Origin of the sequence: Paenibacillus sp. 2RAB27 (assembly GCF_052115445.1) — a bacterium.
Lineage (GTDB): Bacteria > Bacillota > Bacilli > Paenibacillales > NBRC-103111 > Paenibacillus_E.
This window is the reverse complement of record NZ_JBFRGR010000008.1, coordinates 39,679-63,692: the sequence shown is the minus strand read 5'-3', so window position 1 is coordinate 63,692 and position 24,014 is coordinate 39,679. Positions and strand designations below refer to the sequence as shown.

Sequence of the window (24,014 nt, the reverse complement as noted above, 5' to 3'; positions counted from 1 at the left end):
ACAATATTTAACTGGAAAACATACAGCTATTTCAGAAGAAAATCTCCAAATTTTCGGTTTAGATGTATTTCATGTAGTTAAATTCCCCTCAATTGCTCAAATCGCCGAAAATCCCTGATATTACCTACAGAAAATCCAGTTAAACATGTCAATCAGCCCATTCTAGCTAAATTAACTGTACAATTTCCATCTATTTGCTCCTGGACCCCGATCATCCCTAACAAACTATCACTTACCCCCAACCACAATAAAGGACCAAATGACACTAGTTCGCGGGTTGGCGGGCGAGCTTGTCGGGCGATTTGTTGGCCGGTTCGTAAGTCAGTCCGCGGGTCGAGTCGTGGATCGGTACGTTGGTCGGTTCATAAATCAGTCCGGGAGTCGAGTTGTGAGTCGGGTTCGTTCGTTGGTTTGTGATTTGGTTTGTGAGTCAATTTGTGAGTGAGCGCTCGTGGGGGCGGTCCGTTGGTTAGTGATTAGTTAATGAGTTAATGAAGTTAATGAGCCAAACATACAGTAGTCTTACTCGATTAAAGTATTTCATGTAGTTAATTCCCCCACCCACCAGACTCCCCTTGTAACATCAGATTTCCCTCACCAACAAACTCAAACCAAAATGCCCTCCAATCCACATCAGTGGATCAAAGGGCATCATCATCACTTCACACTTCATATCACATCATTAAATATTCTAGTGCTCATCCCAGCTGTCTAGGTAAGCTTTTTGCTCATCTGAGAGAACATCTACACTCGTACCTAGCGATTCGAGCTTGAAGCGAGCAACTTGCTCATCCAATACATAAGGAACATTGACAACTGTATTTCCAAGGGATTGGTAGGAATCGTTCACATATTTCAAGGACATCGCTTGAAGCGCAAATGTCATATCCATGATTTCAGCCGGATGACCATCCCCAGCAGCTAGGTTAACTAAGCGGCCTTCAGCTAAGATATACACTTTGCGACCATCTGTTAATTGATATTCTTCAATGTTACGTCGAACTGTACGCTTGGAGGAAGACAACGCCTCTAGCTCAGGTTTGTTCACTTCAACATCAAAGTGACCCGCGTTCGATAGAATCGCGCCATCTTTCATCACTTTGTAGTGTTCGCCACGGATAACATCGCGATTACCTGTAACCGTAACGAAGAAATCACCCAATTTCGCAGCTTCGATCATTGGCATAACTGCGAAACCATCCATATACGCTTCAACGCCTTTAATCGCATCGATTTCAGTAACGATTACGTTAGCGCCTAAGCCTTTAGCGCGCATAGCCACACCCTTACCACACCAGCCGTAGCCAACTACAACGACAGTTTTACCTGCAACCACCAAGTTTGTTGTACGGTTGATGCCATCCCATACGGATTGGCCTGTTCCGTATCGGTTATCAAACAAGTATTTACAGTAAGCATCGTTAACAGCAACCATCGGGAAACCGAGTTTCCCGTCTTTTTCCATCGCTTTCAAACGAAGAATACCCGTTGTCGTTTCTTCCGCACCACCGCGCACATTTATAGCCAAATCCTTACGCTCGGAGTGAAGAAGTGAGACTAAGTCGCCACCGTCATCAATAATGAGATCTGGTTTGGATTCCAATGATTTAACAAGAAGCTCTTTGTATTCTTCTGGACTCGGGTTGTATTTGGCAAATACTGTGATTCCATCTTCAACAAGTGCCGCACATACATCATCTTGCGTGGAAAGCGGGTTACTACCCGTGATCGTAACTTCAGCTCCACCAGCTTTAACAACCTTCGCTAAGTAGGCTGTTTTAGCTTCCAAATGCAAGGAGATTGTTACTTTCAAACCTTTGAAAGGCTGTTCTTTCTCAAATTGCTCACGAATTCGATTCAAAACAGGCATGTGCGCCTGAACCMAATCAATTTTCAAATGACCATCCGGCGCTAACGCCATGTCAGTTACAATACTGTTTGTTGCAGTTGTCATCTTCGTTCCTCCTACAAATAATAGATACGATGCATGCCGTCAACAGGTATTGGCGTCTCAAGTAAATGATGCAGCCAAGCATTCCCATAACGATTCAGATAAGCACACCCATTATACACTCTTTCTTGGGGCTTGGCTAACGGAAAAATAGTTAGTCGAACACGGTCCAACTGCCGGATCGCTGCATCGAATTGCGTATGTGACGCTTCGCTTGCCTTATGATGCAAATAATCGATTTGTTCCACGATTTTAGCCAGATTTGTATCACCGAGTTTTTTGACACCAGGATTAATACCACTGAGAGACTCCACAAGGGGAGCGTAGGCGCTAAGGAATGACTCCTTAACAGTTTCAAACCGTTCGTTGAGCTGAAGTGTATCTTGCGCATCCAACCACGCTTGTTTCTTCTCATCAAAGCGTTCCAGAACGTCTGTCAAAGTAAGCTCATATTTGTCCATCTGTTTCTTTATCGTGCCCTCAATCAAAGTAAACTCCAAGCGCGGCACCACAATCGGCATACGCATATGAAAATGTTCGAACGCTTGCTTCGTCAGCGCCCAGTAAGCAATTTCCCCTGGGCCTAGCACTGTCGCCAGAACCGGAAATAAATATTCCTGCATAAGCGGCCGAGACATGACATTATTACTCAACTGTTCCGGTGTTGACATCGCTTTATCACGAAGTTCAGACTTCGTGTAACTAACCGTATTTTTCTTATCCGTAAAGTGCTCTCCCTCACGATGAAGAAGCAACCTCGCACCATCGGCGAAAACGAAGAGGTTCGCAGCATCCTCATGTACTTCTGCTTGAATCCCATAACCCGCTTGACTGACTTCAGCTTGACTGCGCAGTAAGGAGGCGGTAAATGACTCATTCTGCTCTACCATTTGCTCGAACATAGATGACTCTAATGCACGAACCGAAGGCTCATCCGCATCGATCAACACAAGCCCATACTCGCCAAACAACATCGCCATCCAACGAGCAAAAGCATCAGAAAGCGTCGCTCCATCGCCTGAAGCTGAACGCATTTTATCTAACAAAGACGCTTTAAATTCTGTATCCATTAACGATTGATCCAACTTATTCAATGCCTCTTCCCACGCTTCAGAGGAAAGTGGCAGGCGACTGACAGACGTTCTTACACCAGTTGGATGCTCCACCTTCAACTTCTCAATCTGCTGCGTATTGGAAAGAACATGGACATGATTGACTTCATCGAAGTCGTGATCCTCACCTGCGATCCAGAAAACCGGAACGACTGCGCGTTGCAGCTTCGTACGCCATTCCCGCGCCAATTGAATAATCGTGATAGCTTTATATAGGATCATCAACTGTCCGCCAAACAATCCCGCTTGTTGACCGCCAACAACCGCTAGCGTTTGCTGATCGCCTAATGCTGCGATATGTGCCAGAGCGACTTCCGTATTCCCTACGCGTCGATTATAGGCTCCCAGCACCTCTACAAGCCGCTCACGCCCGACATGTGGGGCAACCTTAGCTCCGTCCAACCAATTGACACGAGCTTGCCAATCTTCCMMGTTTCCAAAATGATAAGGGAACAACGACTTTGCTTTGCCTTTACCCGATATATAATCTTCCGCCAATGTCTGATTTTTCTTCCRTTGAAAAGTTTCCATTTGCATATGCGACTAGTGTCTCCTCTTCATAACAAATAAAACAACTATCCTTTAATTGTACACGGTAGCCCTGAAATCGTCAAAACTGTATTTTTTCTAATTACAATTACTACGCGTTTAGAACATCGAGAAAAAGCCGCCCCTCTCGGGACGGCTAATCTCATTAGTATAAATGACAAGCAACAAAGTGATTCGGTTCCACTTCTTTGCTAGGCGGCATGGAATCTGCACACTTGGCCATCGCTTGCGGACAACGTGTACGGAACGGACAACCACTTGGCGGGTTAAGCGGACTCGGTACGTCGCCTTGAAGAATGATACGCTCACGAGTACGTTCAATTTCCGGATCTGGGATCGGAATCGCAGAAAGCAAGGATTGTGTATACGGGTGTAACGGCTTCGCGTAAAGCGCGTCGGATGTAGTTACCTCAACAAGACTTCCCAAGTACATAACCCCGATACGGTCAGAGATGTGCTTAACCATCGCCAAATCATGCGCGATAAATAAGTAAGTTAAGCCCATTTCTTTTTGTAATCTTTTGAAAAGGTTAACGACTTGCGCTTGTACGGAAACGTCCAAAGCAGAAATCGGCTCATCCGCGATAATGAATTTCGGTTCAATCGCTAGCGCACGGGCAATCCCGATACGTTGACGTTGACCACCAGAGAATTCATGCGGGAATCGGCTAGCATGCTCATCATTCAAACCAACTGCACGAAGCAGTTCCATAACTCGTTCTTTACGCTTTGCACCCTTGTATAAGCCATGGATATCTATACCTTCAGCAATGATGTTCCCGACAGTCATACGCGGGTTTAGGGATGCGTAAGGATCTTGGAATACCATTTGCATATTCCGGTTGAATTCCTTCAATTTTTTCCCAGTCAGCTTATGAACATCTTCACCATCGAAAATGACTTCGCCTTCTGTTGCGTCATAAAGTTTAATGATAGTTCTTCCTGCTGTGGATTTCCCACAACCCGATTCACCAACAAGACCAAACGTTTCACCACGTTTAATTTCTATAGAAAAGTTGTCCRCGGCTTTCAAGATCTTACCGTTTCCAAGATTAAAATGTTTCTTCATATTGCGAATTTGCAATATCGGTTGTTCCGATTTAGCTAATGTTTTAGACATGCCTATTACCTCCCACTCCTACAGGACGTTCAACCTTCGGCGCATCCGGGTGAAGTAACCAACAAGCGGCTGAATGTGTTTCAGACAGCACAGAATGTGCTGGATCTTCTTCCAGACAGTGATTCATCGCATAAGGACATCTAGCTGCGAAGGCACACCCTTTCGGCGGAGCGAACAAATCTGGCGGTGTACCTGGAATCGGCACAAGCTCCTCATTCGTGTTCGTATCCAACCGCGGCACTGAACGAAGCAACCCCCATGTATATGGATGCTGTGGCTCATAGAATATTTCATCCACAGTGCCCTGCTCAATAATTTTACCTGCGTACATAACCACAACACGCCCTGCCATGTCAGCAACAACACCAAGATCATGTGTAATCAAGATAATGGATGAGTCCGTTTCCACAGAGATCTTCTTCATCAAATCAATAATTTGAGCCTGAATGGTAACGTCTAGCGCTGTTGTCGGCTCATCTGCAATAAGAAGCTTAGGCGAACACGCAAGAGCGATCGCGATCATGACACGTTGACGCATACCACCAGAAAGTTCGTGTGGATATTGATGAATACGACCCTCAGGTGAGTTGATCMCAACAAGCTTAAGAATTTCAATAGCTCTTTCTCTTGCAGCACTTTTACTTAGACCTTCGTGCTTGATCAAACCTTCCGTGATCTGATCACCAATTTTCATCGTTGGATTCAACGAAGTCATTGGATCTTGGAAAATCATACCCATTTCCGAGCCACGAATTTTCTCCATTTGTCTGTTGGAAAGCTTGGTAATATCCACTTTCCCATCAAACATGATAGAGCCGCTTTTTATATAACTAGGCGGAGTAGGAATTAAACGCATGAGCGTTTGTGCCGTTACGGATTTACCGCAGCCGGATTCACCTACAATCGCCAACACTTCACCTTTTTTCAAAGAAAAAGATACGCCGCGAACAGCCTGAACTTCACCCGCATAAGTCTGGAATGAAACTCTCAAATCTTTCACTTCTAGTAAATTGTCTTTGGTGCTCATCATTATTCACCMCTTCTTACTTGCGCATTTTTGGATCTAGCGCATCACGAAGCCCATCGCCGAGTAGATTGAAGCTCAACAAGATTAAGCTGAACACAATTGTCGGGAAAATAAGGCGATGCGGATATAACCGAATATAGTTAGCACCGTCTGACAGCAAGTTACCTAGCGATGCCAGTGGTGGCTTTACACCAAGACCGATAAAACTCAAGAATGCTTCCGTAAAGATCGCAGATGGCACAACGAATGTGATCTGTACAATGATTATACCAAGTGCATTCGGGATCAAACTACGCATAATTATTCTCATGGGAGAAGCTCCCAGTGTACGCGAAGCTAATACGAACTCTTGTTCTTTGAGCGTAAGCATCTGCCCACGAACAAGCCGCGCCATAGGTACCCACCCTGTAATACTATAAGCAATGATAATGGAAGAAACCCCTGAGCCAATAACCATGATCAAAAGAATGGCAATCAACAAGAAAGGTATCGCGTAGACAATCTCAATGGAACGTTGCATCACTTCATCAACTTTCCCACCGTAATACGCGGAAATCCCTCCGTAAATAACACCAACTACTAAGTCAATTAATGCCGCTGTAATACCGATAAATAGGGAGATTCGAGTACCCCACCATACGCGCGTCCAAACATCTCGACCAAAGTCATCTGTTCCAAAAAAGTGCGAACTGCTCGGTACTGCATTTTTAAGCTTTAAGTTTTGCGTCTGATAATCGTAGCTTGAAACAAATGGAACGATAATCGAAAGTACGATTAAAGCAACCAATATAATTAAGCCAGCCATAGCCAGTCTATTTTTCTTAAGTCGTCTCCATGCGTCCTGCCAATAATTAAGTGAAGGTCTTACAATTACTTCACCAGTTAGAGATTTATTTGAAACGGGAGCAAACTTGTAGTTAGTCTCTGTTGATTCATTTGGAGTTTGCATGAATTATTTCCCGCCTTTCCCAAGACGAATTCTAGGGTCTACTAAGCCATATACAACGTCAGTAATAAAGATAACGACAATCAAAATCGCTGAGTAAAAGATAGTTAATCCAGAAATCATCGTATAATCATTCGAATATACAGACGATACAAAATGTTTACCCAAACCTGGTACACTAAAAATTTGTTCAACAACTAACGTACCTGTGATGACGTTTACAAATATTGGACCAATAATCGTGATAACCGGCAATATTGCATTACGAATTGTATGCTTAACTACGACTGTTATAGTTGACAAACCTTTTGACTTCGCTGTTTTAATATAATCTTGATTCAAAACATCCAACATGGACGTACGCATTAACCGTGCCAAAATCGCAATTGTACCGAAGGACAAAGCAATAGCTGGTAATATCTTGTATTCTGGACCTTTCCATAAACCAGCAGGCAAAATCCCCCACTTTACACCTACATAATAAGAAAGCATTGGCCCAAGTACGAAGGACGGAATGGAAACACCTAAAATCGCAATGAACATAGCTGTATAATCGCCAACTTTATTATGTTTCAAGGCTGCAATAATCCCTAAAGTTAAACCAACAACAATTGCGATCACAATTGAAATTAATCCAAGTTCTAAGGATGAAGGGAAAGCTTGTTTGATAATATCAGTTACTTTGTGAGCAGGGAATTGAAAGGAAGCTCCTAGATCGCCGTGGATGATATTGTTCATGAATGTCAAGTACTGTTCCCATAATGGCTTATCTAGACCATACTGCTTCATCAACATATCTCTCGTAGCTTTCGGAATCTTCTCAGCGCCTTCTCCTAGTGGATTACCTGGCAAATTTTTCATCAGTACGAAAGTAAATGTTGAGATTAGCCATAACGTAATAAGCGCATATAGGAAACGGCGAAGAATGAACTTAATCATATTGCTCCTCCTTTATTAAAATATAAGACAAGAAAGTTAGAAGAGGCCGCTCCCACGAKGTGCGAACGGCCCCTTCTGCTTTAAACTGCTTTAAAGATTACTTAACAGTAGCCCATTTCAATTCCCACTCTTGACCAAACGATGGTAGAATCAAACCGGAAATTGATGCTTTTTTCAGGTAAGCACGAGTACGGAAGTACAATGGAGCTACACCTTGATCATCCATAAGGATTTTCTCAGCTTCAACCAAAGCTTTAGCACGTTTCGTAGTATCTACTTCTGTTTGAGCGGACTTTACAAGTTTATCGTACTCTGGGTTGCTGTAGTCACCTTCATCAAACTCGCCGCCAGTTACCCACATATCCAAGAACGTCATTGGATCGTTGTAATCTGCGCCCCATAGGGAAAGAACAATATCGAAATCTTTTTTGGAGGAAAGCTCGATACGCAACGCATGAGGAACTGGGTTCGCTTCAGCAACGTATCCAAGGTTTTGTTTCCATTGTGCAAGGATAAACTCAAGTGATTTTTTCGCAGTTTCTGTATCATCCGCGTTCACTTTCATTTTTGGAAGTGCTGTTAAACCAAGCTCTTTCAAACCTTCAGCAAGCAAAGTTTTTGCTTTAGCAGCATCGAACTTCGGTTGTGTCTCACCAGCTGTTTTACGGAATTCACCGCCAGCACCGTCAGAAGTACCACCTGGCACTAGGCCAGTGGAAGCAACGGAACCGTTAGCAAGAACTGTATCTACATAAGCTTGACGATCGATTGCCATACCAAGCGCTTGGCGAATCTTTTTGTTCGCAAGAGCTGGTTGTTTCTTCACTTGGTACATCAAGTAGGAGTTCGTCAACTCTGGTTTAGGCAGGTTGTCCGGTTTACCTTTGTACAAAGTAAGTTGATCACGATTGATTTCAGTCAAATCAGCCGCATCTGTTTCATATAGGTTAAGGCCTGTATTTGTGTCTTTAACAATATTGATTGTTGCTTTTGTTAACTTCACATTTGCAGCATCCCAATATTTTTCATTTTTAACAAGCTCAAGTGTTTGGCCATGATCCCATTTACTCAAAATAAATGGACCTGCACCGATTACTTTGTCAGCTTCAGCGCCGTATTTGTCGCCAGCTTTTGTTACGAAATCTTCACGTTGTGGCAAGAAAGTTCCGAATGCAAGCATTTGTGTAAAGAATGCAACCGGCTTCTCTAGTTTAATTTCAATTTGCTTGTCGCTGATTGCTTTAACKCCAAGTGCATCTTGTGCTTTTTTAACTTCTTCAGGAGTTTTTGCTTTAGTAACAGCTTCTCCACCTTTAATCCATGCTACTACGAAACTATATTGCCCTTTTGTAGCAGGATCTAATGTACGTTTGAAGGAATAAATGAAATCTTGTGCTTTCACTGGTTGTCCGTCAGACCAGTTCGCATTGTCGCGAATGTCAATTGTGTACGTTAGACCATCAGGAGAGATTTTAGGCATATCTTTTGCAAGACCTGGAGTTGCTTTGCCGTCTTTATCTGTACGATATAGACCTTCATTAAATGCGCTAATAAAAGTAAAAGCAGCATTTGCAGTTGCTTTGGAGCTGTCCATAATAGGGGGCTCAGCAGAGAAATTGATCTTAATTTCTTGAGGCTTGTTGGAAGCTGGAGCTGAAGTACCTTTAGTACCATCTGTTGGTGATACTGCTGGTGTTTCCTCACTTTTGCCACAACCTACTGCTACGCTGCCCATAAGCGTTAATGCTACTGCTGTAGTAACCCACTTTGTCGCTTTCATATAAACTCCTCCTTTAAAATATGTATGTCTAGACATCTATGGCTAGGTGCTTTGTTAGTTTTAATAACATAAACCTTACACCCTCAACCCGAAGATCAATGTAACCGCTTCTTTCATGTTATACAACATCACCTGTATCTCTGGTAAAAAAATTTACTAGAGTCTACGCAAGGAATTATAACATAAACGATGAGTTTGTCCACAATTAATTTACCTTTGTCTAAATAACCGGTAAAAAAATTTACTCTCACGGTTTTTAATTATACAACCAACGGTCAATAAAATCTAGACGATTTTGTTTGTTATTTTCTACAAATCTCAAATAAATATTACAAAGATCCGCTTAATTAATGCCCAAAATATTCTAAATCAGGAAACGACAAAGAAATCTATGTTGAAAAAAGGTAGTTTTTACCTATATGAACGAAAAATAACAGAATATATAAGGCCGATAAGCCTACAAAGCTAAGACGCCATACAAGTCTGCCTACTTTAATTAAATTAGTTTCACCTTTCAAATGGTTTTGATAACCCCCAATAATACCAAAAGCAATTAATAAGATTAGGACAATTAACCAGAAACCAAATTGGGTATGAAAAAGTTTGTTCCACATCAAGGATACGGATCCTAGTAGAAACAACGTTGTGACATCCATAGTAAACCTCGTGGTCATCTTCTTATCCTTCAGGAATAGAAAGATGAGGAACCACACTAAAACAAACGTGATAAATGGCGCAACAGCCAACATGGCATATAAGGTAGATAATAGACTAACGAAACTATTCAACAAAAAGTTTCACCTCTTAATTTTCTATCGCTTTAATCATTCTATATACCAAGCTGTTTACAGGTAGCTCGATGCCCATTTCATTACCCATCTTCACTAAACTGCCATTTAAATAGTCAACTTCTGTTAGGCGCGAAGCTTCAATATCTTGCAACATAGAGGAATGATTCGTTTTTGTCGCCTCGCAAACAGCTTGTACGGTATCCCATAATTCAGCCGGAAGCTCAATTCCTTTGGCAGCAGCCAAACGAAGCACTTCTTGGTAAAGATCTTGCATAAGCGAAAGGGTCCATGCCGAACGTAGCAATTCACCATTTTGAACACGTAGAATGGCTGTGAGTGGGTTGATGACCGCATTGATGACTAATTTGCTCCAAATTCTTACTTCCATATTTTTCGACAATTCCGCACGAAATCCTGCTAACTCCAACAGCTGCACAATGAAATTATGTTGATGATTTGTGGCAGCATGATTGTACGCTTCTAACTCCCCCAAATAGGTGATTCCATGCCCTGTATGTTTAACAGAAGTAAGCCCAATTCGCTTAGCCCCTTCTGTTGTAATGGCAAATAAAAGCTTATCCAACCCGATGGCTTGGCTTAATTTCACTTCATGACCAACACCATTCTGAAAGCATATCAAGTACGTGTGACGCGTCATTTGGTTTTGAATATAGGCGATAAGCTCTGGAGATATTGCCGTCTGTTTCACCATAAGGAAGATATAATCGATTTCCCGCGCTATCGGTACCACACTTCCACTAATCGCTTCGGTATAGCTCTGAAATACAATCGACTTCGCAAGCTTCGCCTCTTGTGACTCTGTCCCAACGAGTTGGATGCCGTGCTTCGCCAATTCTCTAGCTTGTCCAACAGATCTTGTTACTATTGTTAATTGCGAACAAACCGGGGCAAGCTTAGCAGCAAAAAGAAGGCCAAGAGAACCAGCACCAATGATCATGATATGCATACAATAACCACCTTTATCCATGTATCCCCATTATACAACAAAAAAGCCACAGACCAAGGCTCCCCTTGATTTGCAGCTTTTCATTCCAAGAAAATAAATGATTATTCGACTCTTTCCAAATTACCATTTGCATCCATTTTGAAGCRCGGCTTCTCTTCTTCCTCTTCCTCTACAAGAAAGGCCATTTTTCTGGCACGGTCCATAATTTGAATAAGCGCTTTATAATCATCATTCACGACGCGATAATCGGTTTCAACTTCATTTACTTGTTTATTCAGCTTATTATTTTCTCTGCCAAGTCTATCGAGTTCGTCCTCTTTGTCCTGCAGTTCTTTTTCCAACGTTTTAATATGACGATTCATATCCTGATAGGTACTGCGCCATTGCCGTAAGAAACGAATGACTGCATCAATAGATAGTGTTTCTTCATTAAACACTTCATTCTTGCCAGTAGACACATCTGTACTATCAAGTAAACCAATGGAAGAAGAACCGGAAATCGAAACAGGGGCATGCTTTTTCAGCTGTGTCCGTTTCTGACGGTGAGCTTTCGCGATTTGAATGGCTGCTTCATATTTCTTCCGTACAAAGCTGTTCCAGCGAAACCCGCACGCGGCCGCGGTCCGTCCAATGCGCTCCCCAACTTCTTCAAACGCAGATAATTGTGTACTTCCTTCTCGGATATGACGCAATGTCAACTCCGCTAAAATTAAGTCGTCTTCATCGCTCCAAGCATCTTGTCTAATTGCCGACATAAGGCCAAACCTCCTAACAAATTATAGGGATCTTTGGTCGGAGAGCAAAGTCTCTCCTTTTCGGGAGCTTCGATTCCTGATCAAATTCTCTCCTACCTGCGGATACATCATAAAGAAGAATCAATTAGTCAGACAGGTATCAATTGATTCGTTGCCATTATTACTATTTCTATGCCCGTACTAGAGTTCATAGAATCTATTTGATACTAAATGGTATTGCCAAATTTTTTGACACTCATACATGGGATTCGTATAAAAAGACATACTACGTCTATATGATGAAATGTTTTCAATTTCGTCACCGTTTGACGGTTTACACCACTTGGATCAAACGGTATAATGTGTTGTAGTTATTGTGCAACGTGGTACGAGAGGGGGATGTAACGAGAATGGATCGCATGTTTCGGGTTCTAGGTTTTTGGACACTTGTTATCGCACTAATGAGCTTAGCTGGCGATATGATACCTATGTCTCTGATTTTCTTTTTTCAAACTGCCGTATTCGTCATTCTAGGCTATATGCGCTTGTCAGAACGTACTTACATATTGCTGTTCTGGGGATACATGATTATCTCCTTCAGCGGATTTACGTATTGGTCATTTTTCAAAATGTCCGTCTAACGCAGATAACGAGCAAAAAGGTGGATCGGCAATTATGCCGATTCACCTTTTTTAATTGAAACAAACACCTTAAACAATTCACTCATTCCATCACTTAACAGTAATTGTCGGATTGAACGATTTCTTTTGGACACCTCACTAAATGGATTCGGATCGAAATGATTTTGCAGTTTTTCCAAAATGCCCTGCTCAACTAAGAACTGACGCTGCGTCTGATACACATATGGTTCGAACCCTGCTGAAACCGCGGCTTTTTGACATAAGCTAAAATTAACATGAGCCGTAATATCCTGTTCACCTGGGTCGATCAAAGGATTATCGTGGGCTTCGTGCTTCCGATAGCACATTAATGTCCCCTGATGCCGATGAGAGGCGTACAGCTCCTCCTCCCTATCTCCATAATCAATTGCTATTACGCACCCGCTTAGCATCCGTCCCGAAAGTCGGACATACCAATCTACCGCCTCTAGATTCAATTCACTAATCTGCCCTTCTTGCCATTGAACTTCTAAGGCATTTAGATAGTCTAATATGCGTCCAGGTCCAAGAGGTAACCAGATTTCTTGTAAAAGAGGCTCTTGCTCCTGCCATATCACATACGATTCGTGAAAGGCCCCATCTTTGTATTGCAGGCGGTGAATCGGGAAGGCATCCAGCAATTCATTTGCCAATACATATACATGATCGCTTGGAGGCTCACTTAACCAAACTGTTTCATCCACGAATCGAATTCGCTCCACATGTGCAACAAGCCTTTCTTGCTGCAACTGGCGGTGATAGGCACTCGATTCAATAAGCGTATACGTTAATCGCTCATATATATCGGGTGCAGCCTGATTCATTTCATCAAGCAATTGGCGTGCCATTCGCCCATTGCCTCCCCCCCATTCAACAATTTCAAGATGATGCGGCAGATTGGATTGCGTTCGTAGATGGTTATATATGAAAGAAGCAACCATTTCCCCCATTACGGTTCCTATGGAAGAGCTGGTATAGAAATCTCCTTGTTTACCTATCTTTATTTGATCCTTTCGGTAATAACCGACAGTTTCCTGGTATAAGCATATTTCCATATAGTCTCGAAAGGATATTCTTTGATCTAGTGTCGAACTAATACGCTCCTTCAGTACCTCGACAATGCTAGCAGGCCCTAGTTGATGCACGATTGTAAACCCCCAGTTCTTTACTTACAGACAAATGAATAAGAAACCCTTATAATGATAAAGGATTATGGAAGGAGAGACAGCCCAGCATGACAAAAAAATGGATTACCCTAACAGCGATAACGGCAATTGGCCTCGTCTCGTTGACCGCTTGCACAGACAATACGCAAGTTAAAGAAGCATTTCAACAATCCGTAAACAAACAATCGGAATTGAAATCTTATACGTTCRATGGAAGCACGACTCTCGCAATCAGTGATGGTTTAATGAAATCAGCAAACCCTCTTACCAATGGGTTATTATCCTTGATCAGAGAGAGCACGATTACGTGGAAGGGCATTAGCCAAGTAGACCCMCTTCAATATCAATCAGACTTACGTATAACGCCCAAGGGATCTACGTCCCCCATCGATATACCAATTCTCATTAAAGATAGCAAATTGTATTTTAATATGCCAGCCTTAAATAAGACAGCTGATGAGTTCTATGCCATAGATTTACARAAAATGAGCAGCACAACGGCTAGTCCATTAACGGCTGACACGTTGAAAAATACACCTCAAGTATCCGCTGCTCTTACGAAATTGATTTTCGAAGGATTGGATGCGAAGTGGTTTAAGCAAGCCAAAGATCCCATTAAACTAACTGACGGATCCTCAGCTAAATCGATTCAAGTTGATCTGACTACCAAAAATGTAAAAGAAATCAATACGCAATTCCAAGCGAAATTACCAGAATTCATTGGTACCTTACAAACAAATGGTTTACTAACAGCTGATAAAGCCGAAGCACTCAAGAAAAATGGGATGGCTTCACTAGCGCTTAAAGCACCTAGCAGCATGAAGATCGCGATAGATGATCAAGGCTTTATTCGTGATCAGACGCTCGATATCACATTCTCAGTAACGCTAGATGGTAAAGTCCTCGACAATCACATTACACTCCATCAAACCACGGATGCGATTAATCAAGGTGCACCTCTGACAAAGGAAATCCCTGCTAAAGTGAAGAGTTTTGATGATATTCTCAAGCTCTTAACACCGGCTGCCAAAAAATAGGCATGGAGTTAAATACTTACCTTTCCCCGAAGGTAAGTATTTTTTTGTGCTTCATTTAATAGAAATATGATAATCTATTCATAGGGGGAGAATACCATCAATGAATTCTAAAAAACTCACAGCCTTGCTGTTATCCATTGTTTTGCTCATACAAATCACATTGCCTTCTGGAGGCGCTTTGGCCGAAGAAACGAAATCACCTCAAGATGAAACCAAGGAGTTGCTCCAGAAAGGGCTCACTATTTTCGAAATCGATAAAGAGGTCGCTCGTCTTAACGAGCAGGATACCAAAATCGGTGAGCAAATCAAACAGAATGAACAAGATATCGTAAAGCAAAACGGTAATGTGGATGCAACTCGCAAGCATGCAGGCAAAGTGCTTCGAGCGTACTATACAGGAGATCGAGACTCGATCTGGATGCTACTTTTCGCGGCAAATTCCTTTACTGACGTCTTGCGCATGTTCGAATACTTACAGATGATCATCACGAATGACCATCGTTCACTCGCGCAGTTTACGGATTCCTTTCAGAAACTCACTAAGTTACAAACGGAACTAGCGAATTCGCGAACTGAGCTGCAGAATACCAAAACTAAATTCCTCGAGCAGCGCGAGCGACTCGTCAAGCTTCAAGAAGAATTGGACAAACAGCTGGCTGTCAGTGCACAAGCGCAAGCTATTGCAACCCAAATCAAGAGCTTAAATGATCAATGGAAGCAAGAAGGCTTGCCTTTGGCGAGAGATTATCTGGATAATTTATCTTCGGCTTTCCGCGAGCTGCCACAATTCCTTATGTCCGACAGTAAGTATATTAGCATCACATCCACGACGCCCGTTGTCAATTTGACAGACACAGATTTCAATACGTATCTGCATTCCAAGAGCGATCTTCTGAAAACGTTGAACTTTGAATTCAAAGATGGGGCTATGGTCGCGACTGGCAAAAAAGGTGACTTGCAGATAGCCATACAAGGGAACTTCGTCCTTCTTACGAACGCAGAGAACTTGAATGAAGTCAGCTTTGTTGTTAATAATCTTGAATTTAACAGCTTTAAGCTGCCAGATACGACCATCGCAGACTTTACGAAAGAATTTTCTTTAGGTTTTGTACCGAAAAAAGTAGTGAGCTACCTCGATGTGATCAGTGTTGAAACCAAAAAAGGCGTGGTAGTTGTGAAACTCAAATTATCTCTGTAAACTAAAACTAGTAGGAATAATGCATGGAAAAGTGAGGAACAACAAAAATGGAATTCAAAATTGGTCTAATGATGGATCTACCCGACGGAAAAATACCTGGCTTCTACGCCCAAATCGTCAAAGCGCTTGCCGGCAAAGTCGAGTTATTCGATCGTGATAAAGAAATGCTGATTGTTAGTAACGAAGAGCAGCAACGCGCTGCGCTTGAAGTCATGGCCCATTTTAATATTGAAACCACGGTAATGGAGCTCCGTTTGCTTGTTGAAGAAGCAGAATTGACGGATTTATTCAGTGACTACGGGTTCACTAGTCGCGCAGAACATAACTACTTATACGATAAAATCGTGATCCCTTTCCGCTTTACAGCGAATAGTCCCGCCGTTGAGGTTGATCAAGCCGCCCTTCAGGTTGAAGAGCATCTCATCGCCCAGTACAAAGATGGCGACCACGACGTGTACGTCGTTGATCGGCAGCTCGAAGAGCTCATGCATGGAATTGCCAAAGCTTATCGCTGCAACATCGAAATTCTTCGGTAAATGCAGCAAAAAGCCCACATCGGCTGATGTGGGCTTTTCTCTATTTAGAGCAAATCTGCAGCCAATTGAGCCAGATGCGAGCGTTCGCCGCGTTCTAATGTGATATGTCCGCTTATGCCTTCCTGTTTAAAGCGCTCTACCACGTACGTAAGCCCATTGCTTGATGCATCCAGGTATGGATGGTCAATTTGATCCGGATCACCCAGGAGAACGATTTTACTGCCCTCTCCCACACGAGATACGATCGTTTTCACTTCATGTTTCGAGAGGTTCTGCGCTTCATCGATAATAATAAATTGCCCAGGTATGGAACGTCCTCGAATATACGTTAACGCCTCTACTTGAATACTACCTAGACCGGCAAGTATTTTTTCAATATCACCTGGTTTTTTGGTATCGAATAAGTATTCCAAATTATCATAGATCGGCTGCATCCAAGGGCGCAGCTTTTCATCTTTTTCACCAGGCAGGTAACCGATATCCTTGCCCATCGGAACGACCGGACGAGCAATTAACAATTTCTTATATTTACGATCATCCTCAATTTTCATGAGCCCCGCAGCTAACGTAAGCAGCGTTTTACCTGTACCCGCTTTCCCAGTTAGGGTGACGAGCGGGATATCGTCATTGAGCAAAAGCTCAAGAGCCATTCGCTGCTGCGCATTGCGCGCGGCAATTCCCCAGATGGGATCATTACTCATGTAAAGCGGCTCAAGCTTTTTGGCATCTGGTGTAACTTTGAGCAGTGCGGACTTGGAAGAGCCCAGCTCATCGCGAAGGATCACGAATTCGTGCGGGTGCAGCATATAGCTCAAATTAAGTGAAGTCACGGTCAAGAAGCGATACGAATAGAATTCATCAATGATCGAAGGATGAACAAAGAGTGTAATATAACCGGTATACATGTCGGTTTGAGCCACAATCCGATCTGTTAAGTAATCCTGTGCCGGAATACCCAGTACATCCGCCTTAATTCGAACCAACGTATCTTTACTCACAATAACGACTGGTCTAGCTACATCATTTTCTTGTTCTTCCAAATGGTAATTAAGTGCAACCGCTAGAATGCGATTATCGTTYGTTAATTCAGCGAACGTATCTTGCAGTTTCGCAAAACTGCGGTGGTTAAGCTCCACTTTAATACTGCCGCCATGCCCAAGTGTAATGCCGTCAGATAAATTGCCTTTGGCTCTTAATCCGTCTAGTAATCTCGAGACATGTCTAGCATTGCGACCGATTTCATCYGCATTTCGTTTCTTAGAATCGATTTCTTCCAACACCACGGCGGGTATGACCACTTCATTATCTTCAAATGCGAATAAAGCATTGGGATCCTGAAGCAGTACATTGGTATCTAACACGTAAATTTTTTTCATTGGTGTGTCCCCTCCCAGATTTGGCGTTAGATCATTGGTTATATTCATACATACAACCTAACTGTACAGGACAAACTAAACGCGAGATTCAAGGAAAGAAGGGAACGATTCTGGTGAGACTAATATACGTATGCGGACTGATACTGATCCTCGCGGTAGGCTGCAGTCAAGCGCCGAAAAGTGGTGCCCCCTCTCAAGATACGAATCAAAAGCAAGTAAAAGTTCAACAAATTGCTCCGCAAAAGCTAGAAATCAAAGATTCTAAGGCGGTTGCAGCGCATTTGGAAAACCTAGCAATGGGTATCCCGCAGGTTGAAAGCGCACATTGCGTCGTCTTCGGCAATACAGCTGTCATCGGCATTAATATTAAGAAGGAGCTTGATCGAGCCAAAGTCGGTACCGTTAAATATTCGGTGGCCGAGGCACTCAAGAAGGATCCTTATGGTGTCAATGCAATTGTGACGGCTGATATGGATTTAGATCAACGCTTACGCAACATCCGGGATAACATTCAAGCAGGAAGACCTATACAAGGCTTTGCAGAACAAATGGCTGATATCGTTGGTCGTGTGATGCCACAACTGCCACGTGATATCCGCAATGATCCAGACATCGATAACGCAGGTCCCAATGGGAATAGCACCCAGGTTCCAGCCCGATAAATCACTGAAGATGACAAAAAGCCTGCCTGCATACGCAGATCTAGGCTTTTTTTATCGCATCAAAAACTTGGCCGAGTGAAAAAAGGGCATCCCGGCTCTCACAAGCTTTCGCATATTCAGCTTTATTCATCATGTGGGCGCTATCTATCCATTGCATCGGTGCAGCTGTTAGAAGTTCAGCCATATCGTTTGCGCCTCCTACTAGGTGGTTGAAAACGCTCCTTACACTTACAGTATAGCATAGCGAGTGCCAAGCGTTCCACCATTATGTATCTATTTTCAAATCAGCAGGCACTCCTTATTGCCCAGATATATTTAATTGTACGTTGATTTGTTAAAGTTATGTCCTTAATTCACAGCGTTAAACCGCTATTGATTGTTATAAATGGGATTCGAATTGATATCGTCCAACAGCTTCTCCKCACTCTCGCGGTCGAAACAATGCTTATGATATTCCCCTTCATGGTCATAGCCAATCCATATTTTCATTGGATCTTCGATAGCCAGCACTTCAAGATTACTTACCCCGTGATCTTCAACTAAAATAAGTGCAAAAAAATCAAGCGTTTCTTTGGCCGCTTCATCCTCAGGACGAGCCTGAGACACAATATGCATTTGCAGCCAATTGAAAAAAGCATCCCCTAGTTTCATCTCAGCGTCCATCCTCTCTTAGTAACACAATATCATAACCGGCATCTAACCAATCCATCCACTGTTTGATCCACACGGCTTGCATCCTATAGCTAGCTTCCCTATGCTCATCCATTGCCATTAGCAGTGCCTTCGCCTCCCGCCTAGTCAACAAACGATCCAGAAAGGCTTCTGCGCAGTGCGATAGATGAAATGGCTCACCATCAAATAACAGGTTACTTTCATTCGTTAAATCTAATTCTACGAGGTCTGATCCACACACCTCTTCATCATCACTCAGCAGGAGACTCGCTTTAAACATCTGGAGTAAGCGAGGATGCTGTTGGCCTGCAAGCTGGCGGAACGATTCGAATTCTGCATCAGGCATGCAGCTCATGCGCTCTGCCCCCAACACGAGCGGCGAATAACTAAGGATAGGTGTTAACCAATATCGAGTCATTAGGCATGGACTCCTCGCTCGTTAAGTTAAGTCGGCCTTTTGCCGGTTCTTTTTTCAATAAAATAGCGGATTCTCACCATGAACATCAAAGAAATCGCTACAGCTAAACAAAGTACTATTGGCAAACCTACAATTTGGAATACGAGGAGCATCACGGAACCGATTGCTAGCAGAACATAGATTAGAGCCGTTTTGAGTACAGGCAATTTGCGTGTACGAAACACTTTATTGTACACATAGGACATGAAAACAAAGATTAATAGATACGTGATCAAGAGGTGATTGGCAAACCATTCATTCAGGGCAGTCAACGAACATACACTCCATTTCATTAATAGGTTAAGTCTTCTAAGCAAGTCATTCCTCATTATCCCTTAAAACGACAATAAAATAAAGGGAAATGCGGCTAGAAAGCCCACATTTCCCTTTATTCGAAAACTTTGTGAATTAAACGTTAGCTTCCGCTGTTTTGCGGTGCTTCTCAGCACGCTCACGCTCGCTCTTGTTCAAAATCTTTTTACGGATACGAACTGATTTCGGTGTAATTTCACAATACTCATCATCATTCAAGTACTCGAGAGCTTGCTCCAAAGAGTACGAGCGAGGTGTTTTCATTTTTACTGTTTCTTCTTTATTTGCGGAACGGATGTTGTTTACTGCTTTTTCTTTACAAATGTTAACGATGATATCATTGTCACGTGTATGCTCACCAACAACCATGCCTTCGTAAACTTCTGTTTGCGGATGAACGAACAAGATACCGCGATCTTCGACAGAAAGAATTCCGTATAGTGTAGATACACCAGATTCACTGGAAACGAGTACGCCTTCGTGACGTCCGCCAACGCCTGCTCCTTGGTATGGACCATAGCTGTCAAAAGCATGGTTCATAATTCCGTAGCCGCGAGTCAGCGTTAGGAAGTTCGTTCTGTAACCGATCAAACCGCGTGCTGGGATCTTGAACTCTAAACGAACGTTACCGCTGCCGTTGTTAATCATGTTGACCATTTCGGCTTTACGAGAACCTAAGCTCTCCATAACGGAACCCATACTGTCTTCTGGAACGTCGATGATCAAATGCTCAATCGGCTCCATTTTTTGTCCGTCGATTTGACGAATGATAACTTCTGGTTTGGAAACTTGCAATTCAAAGCCTTCACGGCGCATGTTTTCGATCAGAATCCCTAGGTGAAGCTCACCGCGGCCTGATACAACGAATGCATCCGGGCTATCTGTATCTTCAACGCGCAAGGAAACGTCTGTTTCAAGCTCTTTGTATAGACGCTCACGGATTTTACGGGAAGTAACCCATTTACCTTCACGCCCCGCGAATGGCGAGTTGTTTACGATAAATGTCATTTGAAGCGTTGGCTCATCGATTTTCAAGACTGGCAATGCTTCTGGGTTCGCAGGATCCGCTACCGTTTCACCAATGTTAATATCTTTGATACCTGCAATGGCAATGATGTCCCCTGCAGCTGCTTCTTCAATCTCAATACGCTTCAAACCACTGAATCCGAAAAGCTTCTCGATTCTAGCTTGTTTTTGTCCGCCTTCACGAGTCATAACTGTAACTGTCTGACCTTGGCGGATCTTACCACGGTTCACACGGCCTACGCCGATACGACCCAAGTACTCATTGTAATCCATCAATGTAACTAGAAATTGTAGAGGTTGGTCAACATCTTCCGTTGGAGCTGGAATGTGCCCAACAACTGTTTCATAAATAGCTTCCATGTTATCATCTTGTTTCTCTGGATCAAGACTTGAAGTCCCTTGTAATGCGGATGCATACACAACGTGGAAATCTAGTTGCTCGTCAGTAGCACCAAGTTCGATGAACAAGTCAAGAACTTCGTCAACAACCTCTTGTGGACGAGCGTTCGGACGGTCAATTTTGTTTACAACAACAACTGGAGATAGGTTGCTCTCAAGTGCTTTACGTAGAACGAATTTCGTTTGTGGCATTGTTCCTTCGAAAGCATCTACTACCAACAATACGCCGTCTACCATCTTCATAATCCGTTCAACTTCGCCACCGAAGTCAGCATGTCCTGGTGTATCTACAATGTTAATCAAGTAATCTTTATAATTAATCGCCGTATTTTTGGCAAGGATGGTAATACCGCGCTCTCTCTCTAGATCGTTGGAGTCCATCGCTCTTTCTTGAATAGCTTCGTTATCGCGGAACGTTCCGGATTGTTGAAGCAATTTATCTACGAGTGTTGTTTTACCATGGTCAACGTGTGCGATAATGGCAATGTTGCGAATCTTGTCTCTTGCATGCATGAATGTCAAACCCTCTCTACCCTATAATTTTCGTCTCTGTTCATAAAACAAGCGTCGGACATAAGCGCCGACGCTTGACATTTACCATTAGTATACGCAGTTTCTCGACATTATGCAAGAAAAAAGGCACACTTAACAAAACTTTTAACTGGAAAGAAGCAAGTTCACCACAATCTTCGCTTTCGGAAAATCATGGAAAGTCCAACAACCACAAGGATCAAAGCGATTACATAAATCCCTAATTTGACTAGTAAAGTCAAAGCAAAAAGCGCTGCAGCAATAACTCCTAACACCATAGCTGCGATCCAAATCCCGCGATCACTCCCCCGATCAAACAAGTGGAGCTCATATAAACCAATTGCTGGGCCTAAGATGAAACCTGGCCAAATATAGGCCATGGAGCCCCATCCAAATAAATTGCAAAAGAAAAACATAAGGGCATATACGGTTAAAATGCCGCCAGGAACGAGTACGCCCGCTGGTAATCGACGGTTGAAATACAACAAATGAAAGAGAAGTCCAGGCACGAGTAATACAAGCGGCCAAAAAAAGGAAAAAATAAACTGGAAGACTCCTAATTTGCCTAGCAACAATAAGACAGCTAAGCCAATAAATACAATACCAATGGAGTAGCTATTTCTAGCGATACGAATCCCTCCTCAAATGGACATAGGTTGCATGGGGTAAATCGAATTTGAATCGACACCCTTCAACAAATATTTTAGCTCACATGGCCTGAAATTGCTAGGTGTTTATGATGGCACCATTTTGCGTTTGTTTCCAATTGACTGGGTATACTAAAGCTCGGACAGAAGCCTTTTGCCTTGGCGACTGGTCATCTGATGTTCACCTGGGAGGTATCATGGAACAAACTCTTACAAGTAATAAGGCAGGGCGGAAACCACTTTGGACCAAAGCTTTTCTAATCACTTCACTTGCAAATTTATTGCTCTTTTTTAGTTTTCAAATGCTGATCCCTACGATACCTACTCATCTTTCACAATTAGGTGGAGACAATGTCAAGGTAGGACTTGTTATTGGGATCTTCACCATTTCCTCGCTCCTGACACGGCCATTCGCAGGCAGAGCATTAGATCTTTTAGGAAGAAAACATGTTCTTCTAGTTGGTTTAGCGATTTGCGCACTTACAATTGCCGGATATTCGTATATCGCAGCAGTTACACTTATATTAGCAGCACGCTTTGTTCATGGCATCGGCTGGGGGTTGTCGACGACATCGCTCGGAACCGTAATAGCCGATATCATCCCTCCTGAACGCCGCGGTGAGGGGATGGGTTACTACGGGTTATCCAACACTTTGGCCATGGCTGTCGGTCCATTAACAGGCCTGTGGGTCATGCAGTCTATTGGGTTTTCTTATGTGCTTTTAATCTCAACCATTCTTGCGATTTTATCTTTATTTAGCTCGCTTTTCATTACATATCCGAAGCCCATTCTACCCGTGAAACCAAGTCAGCGACCTCGCTTTGTCGATCGCCTCTGGGAACAGAGCGCACTCCTCCCCTCTGCCCTGCTGCTCTGCAGCGCAATCTGTTACGGAGGAATCGTGACCTTCATTACCTTGTTTGGCTTAGAAGCAGGTATTCCCAATGTGGGTCTATTCTTCTTATGTAATGCCAGCATGGTTCTACTCGTTCGTCCTCTTACAGGGGTTCTCTTTGATCGCAAAGGGCCAGAGTGGGTTCTGCTCCCTGGTGCGGCATTCACAATTACTGGCCTATTGTTGCTCTCGTATGCACATTCCAATATTAGCCTCGCTATTGCTGCTCTTTGCTATGGCGTTGGGTTTGGCTCCATACAACCTGCACTACAGGCGTGGACAATCCAGCGATCTTCCCCAGAACGTCGAGGTGCCGCCAATGGAACTTTCTTCTCAGCCAACGATCTAGGCATTGGATTAGGCGCTATGGCGCTAGGGGCCCTCGCTAACTGGAGTGGCAGTTATGCCATGATGTATCGGTATTCCACAGCATTAATTATCCTTTTCCTATTGATCTATGGCTGGTCCTTCTGGGCTTTCACTTGGCCAAAAAAAACAGCACACTGACCCATGGTCAGCGTGCT

The 24,014-nt window shown here is 43.1% G+C and carries 24 protein-coding genes and 1 pseudogene; 6 read left to right on the top strand and 19 right to left on the bottom strand.

The window, feature by feature from the left end; all coding sequences use genetic code 11:
* Window positions 1-691: 691 nt before the first annotated feature.
* The 10 genes from AB4114_RS13895 to AB4114_RS13850 all read right to left on the bottom strand — a co-directional run bounded on the left by AB4114_RS13895 (window position 692) and on the right by AB4114_RS13850 (window position 11,937).
* Complete coding sequence (locus tag AB4114_RS13895; RefSeq protein ID WP_441988991.1) at window positions 692-1,954, bottom strand: adenosylhomocysteinase; 1,263 nt, start codon at window positions 1,952-1,954, stop codon at window positions 692-694.
* Window positions 1,955-1,965: 11 nt separating this feature from the next.
* Window positions 1,966-3,600 carry a bacillithiol biosynthesis cysteine-adding enzyme BshC gene (gene bshC, locus AB4114_RS13890; RefSeq protein WP_441988990.1) on the bottom strand — a complete coding sequence of 545 codons (1,635 nt, stop codon included), beginning with the start codon at window positions 3,598-3,600 and terminating at the stop codon, window positions 1,966-1,968.
* A 157-nt stretch (window positions 3,601-3,757) separates the two neighbouring features.
* Window positions 3,758-4,732 carry an ABC transporter ATP-binding protein gene (locus AB4114_RS13885; RefSeq protein WP_441988989.1) on the bottom strand — a complete coding sequence of 325 codons (975 nt, stop codon included), beginning with the start codon at window positions 4,730-4,732 and terminating at the stop codon, window positions 3,758-3,760.
* A complete protein-coding gene (locus AB4114_RS13880) occupies window positions 4,725-5,762 on the bottom strand; it encodes an ABC transporter ATP-binding protein (protein WP_441988988.1) in 1,038 nt (345 codons plus the stop codon). The genes AB4114_RS13885 and AB4114_RS13880 overlap by 8 nt, the downstream gene beginning before the upstream one ends.
* A 13-nt stretch (window positions 5,763-5,775) precedes the next feature.
* Window positions 5,776-6,708 (bottom strand): ABC transporter permease, encoded by a 933-nt coding sequence (locus tag AB4114_RS13875; RefSeq protein WP_441988987.1) that lies wholly within the window; start codon window positions 6,706-6,708, stop codon window positions 5,776-5,778.
* 3 nt (window positions 6,709-6,711) lie between these two features.
* The gene (locus AB4114_RS13870; protein WP_441988986.1) at window positions 6,712-7,644 is read right to left on the bottom strand and encodes an ABC transporter permease; all 933 of its coding nucleotides are present in this window, start codon (window positions 7,642-7,644) and stop codon (window positions 6,712-6,714) included.
* A 97-nt stretch (window positions 7,645-7,741) separates the two neighbouring features.
* Window positions 7,742-9,424: a peptide ABC transporter substrate-binding protein gene (locus AB4114_RS13865; RefSeq protein ID WP_441988985.1), complete on the bottom strand. Its 1,683-nt coding sequence runs from the start codon at window positions 9,422-9,424 to the stop codon at window positions 7,742-7,744.
* A 389-nt stretch (window positions 9,425-9,813) separates the two neighbouring features.
* The gene (locus AB4114_RS13860) at window positions 9,814-10,215 is read right to left on the bottom strand and encodes a DUF3397 domain-containing protein (protein ID WP_441988984.1); all 402 of its coding nucleotides are present in this window, start codon (window positions 10,213-10,215) and stop codon (window positions 9,814-9,816) included.
* Between the two features lie 13 nt (window positions 10,216-10,228).
* Window positions 10,229-11,182 (bottom strand): ketopantoate reductase family protein, encoded by a 954-nt coding sequence (locus AB4114_RS13855; RefSeq protein ID WP_441988983.1) that lies wholly within the window; start codon window positions 11,180-11,182, stop codon window positions 10,229-10,231.
* A 101-nt stretch (window positions 11,183-11,283) separates the two neighbouring features.
* Entirely contained in the window at window positions 11,284-11,937 is a 654-nt protein-coding gene (locus AB4114_RS13850) for an RsfA family transcriptional regulator (RefSeq protein WP_441988982.1), read from the bottom strand.
* A gap of 389 nt (window positions 11,938-12,326) precedes the next feature.
* Between AB4114_RS13850 and AB4114_RS13845 the strand changes: the two genes are divergently transcribed.
* Window positions 12,327-12,557, top strand: coding sequence for a DUF2626 domain-containing protein (locus AB4114_RS13845; protein WP_029196536.1), 231 nt, complete (start codon window positions 12,327-12,329; stop codon window positions 12,555-12,557).
* Window positions 12,558-12,589: 32 nt separating this feature from the next.
* On the opposite strand, the gene AB4114_RS13840 is transcribed toward AB4114_RS13845, so the two are convergent.
* Window positions 12,590-13,720, bottom strand: a complete 1,131-nt coding sequence (locus tag AB4114_RS13840) for a class I SAM-dependent methyltransferase (RefSeq protein ID WP_441988981.1) — start codon at window positions 13,718-13,720, stop codon at window positions 12,590-12,592.
* A gap of 89 nt (window positions 13,721-13,809) precedes the next feature.
* On the opposite strand from AB4114_RS13840, the gene AB4114_RS13835 reads away from it, so the two are divergent.
* From AB4114_RS13835 to AB4114_RS13825, 3 genes are all read left to right on the top strand, one after another.
* Entirely contained in the window at window positions 13,810-14,778 is a 969-nt protein-coding gene (locus AB4114_RS13835) for a hypothetical protein (RefSeq protein ID WP_441988980.1), read from the top strand.
* 100 nt (window positions 14,779-14,878) lie between these two features.
* Entirely contained in the window at window positions 14,879-15,976 is a 1,098-nt protein-coding gene (locus tag AB4114_RS13830) for a coiled-coil domain-containing protein (protein ID WP_441988979.1), read from the top strand.
* 47 nt (window positions 15,977-16,023) lie between these two features.
* Window positions 16,024-16,512, top strand: coding sequence for a hypothetical protein (locus AB4114_RS13825; RefSeq protein WP_441988978.1), 489 nt, complete (start codon window positions 16,024-16,026; stop codon window positions 16,510-16,512).
* A 44-nt stretch (window positions 16,513-16,556) separates the two neighbouring features.
* On the opposite strand, the gene AB4114_RS13820 is transcribed toward AB4114_RS13825, so the two are convergent.
* The gene (locus tag AB4114_RS13820; protein WP_056609685.1) at window positions 16,557-17,888 is read right to left on the bottom strand and encodes a PhoH family protein; all 1,332 of its coding nucleotides are present in this window, start codon (window positions 17,886-17,888) and stop codon (window positions 16,557-16,559) included.
* Between the two features lie 113 nt (window positions 17,889-18,001).
* Between AB4114_RS13820 and AB4114_RS13815 the strand changes: the two genes are divergently transcribed.
* Window positions 18,002-18,550: a YhcN/YlaJ family sporulation lipoprotein gene (locus AB4114_RS13815; protein ID WP_441988977.1), complete on the top strand. Its 549-nt coding sequence runs from the start codon at window positions 18,002-18,004 to the stop codon at window positions 18,548-18,550.
* A 40-nt stretch (window positions 18,551-18,590) separates the two neighbouring features.
* Here AB4114_RS13815 and AB4114_RS13810 read toward each other — a convergent pair whose 3' ends face one another.
* The 7 genes and pseudogenes from AB4114_RS13810 to AB4114_RS13780 form a co-directional block, all read right to left on the bottom strand.
* Complete coding sequence (locus tag AB4114_RS13810) at window positions 18,591-18,734, bottom strand: hypothetical protein (protein ID WP_171635279.1); 144 nt, start codon at window positions 18,732-18,734, stop codon at window positions 18,591-18,593.
* A 185-nt stretch (window positions 18,735-18,919) separates the two neighbouring features.
* Window positions 18,920-19,201, bottom strand: coding sequence for a hypothetical protein (locus tag AB4114_RS13805; RefSeq protein WP_441988976.1), 282 nt, complete (start codon window positions 19,199-19,201; stop codon window positions 18,920-18,922).
* A 1-nt stretch (window position 19,202) separates the two neighbouring features.
* The gene (locus tag AB4114_RS13800; protein ID WP_441988975.1) at window positions 19,203-19,640 is read right to left on the bottom strand and encodes a hypothetical protein; all 438 of its coding nucleotides are present in this window, start codon (window positions 19,638-19,640) and stop codon (window positions 19,203-19,205) included.
* Between the two features lie 26 nt (window positions 19,641-19,666).
* Window positions 19,667-19,942 (bottom strand): YlaH-like family protein, encoded by a 276-nt coding sequence (locus tag AB4114_RS13795; RefSeq protein WP_056610118.1) that lies wholly within the window; start codon window positions 19,940-19,942, stop codon window positions 19,667-19,669.
* A 145-nt stretch (window positions 19,943-20,087) separates the two neighbouring features.
* Window positions 20,088-21,929 carry a translational GTPase TypA gene (gene typA, locus AB4114_RS13790; protein ID WP_441988974.1) on the bottom strand — a complete coding sequence of 614 codons (1,842 nt, stop codon included), beginning with the start codon at window positions 21,927-21,929 and terminating at the stop codon, window positions 20,088-20,090.
* Between the two features lie 164 nt (window positions 21,930-22,093).
* Window positions 22,094-22,327: a hypothetical protein gene (locus tag AB4114_RS13785; protein ID WP_441988973.1), complete on the bottom strand. Its 234-nt coding sequence runs from the start codon at window positions 22,325-22,327 to the stop codon at window positions 22,094-22,096.
* Between the two features lie 123 nt (window positions 22,328-22,450).
* A pseudogene (locus AB4114_RS13780) lies at window positions 22,451-22,549 on the bottom strand (hypothetical protein); the annotation flags it as partial.
* A 242-nt stretch (window positions 22,550-22,791) separates the two neighbouring features.
* Here AB4114_RS13780 and AB4114_RS13775 point away from each other — a divergent pair.
* Entirely contained in the window at window positions 22,792-23,997 is a 1,206-nt protein-coding gene (locus AB4114_RS13775) for an MFS transporter (protein ID WP_441988972.1), read from the top strand.
* The last annotated feature ends 17 nt before the right edge of the window (window positions 23,998-24,014 follow it).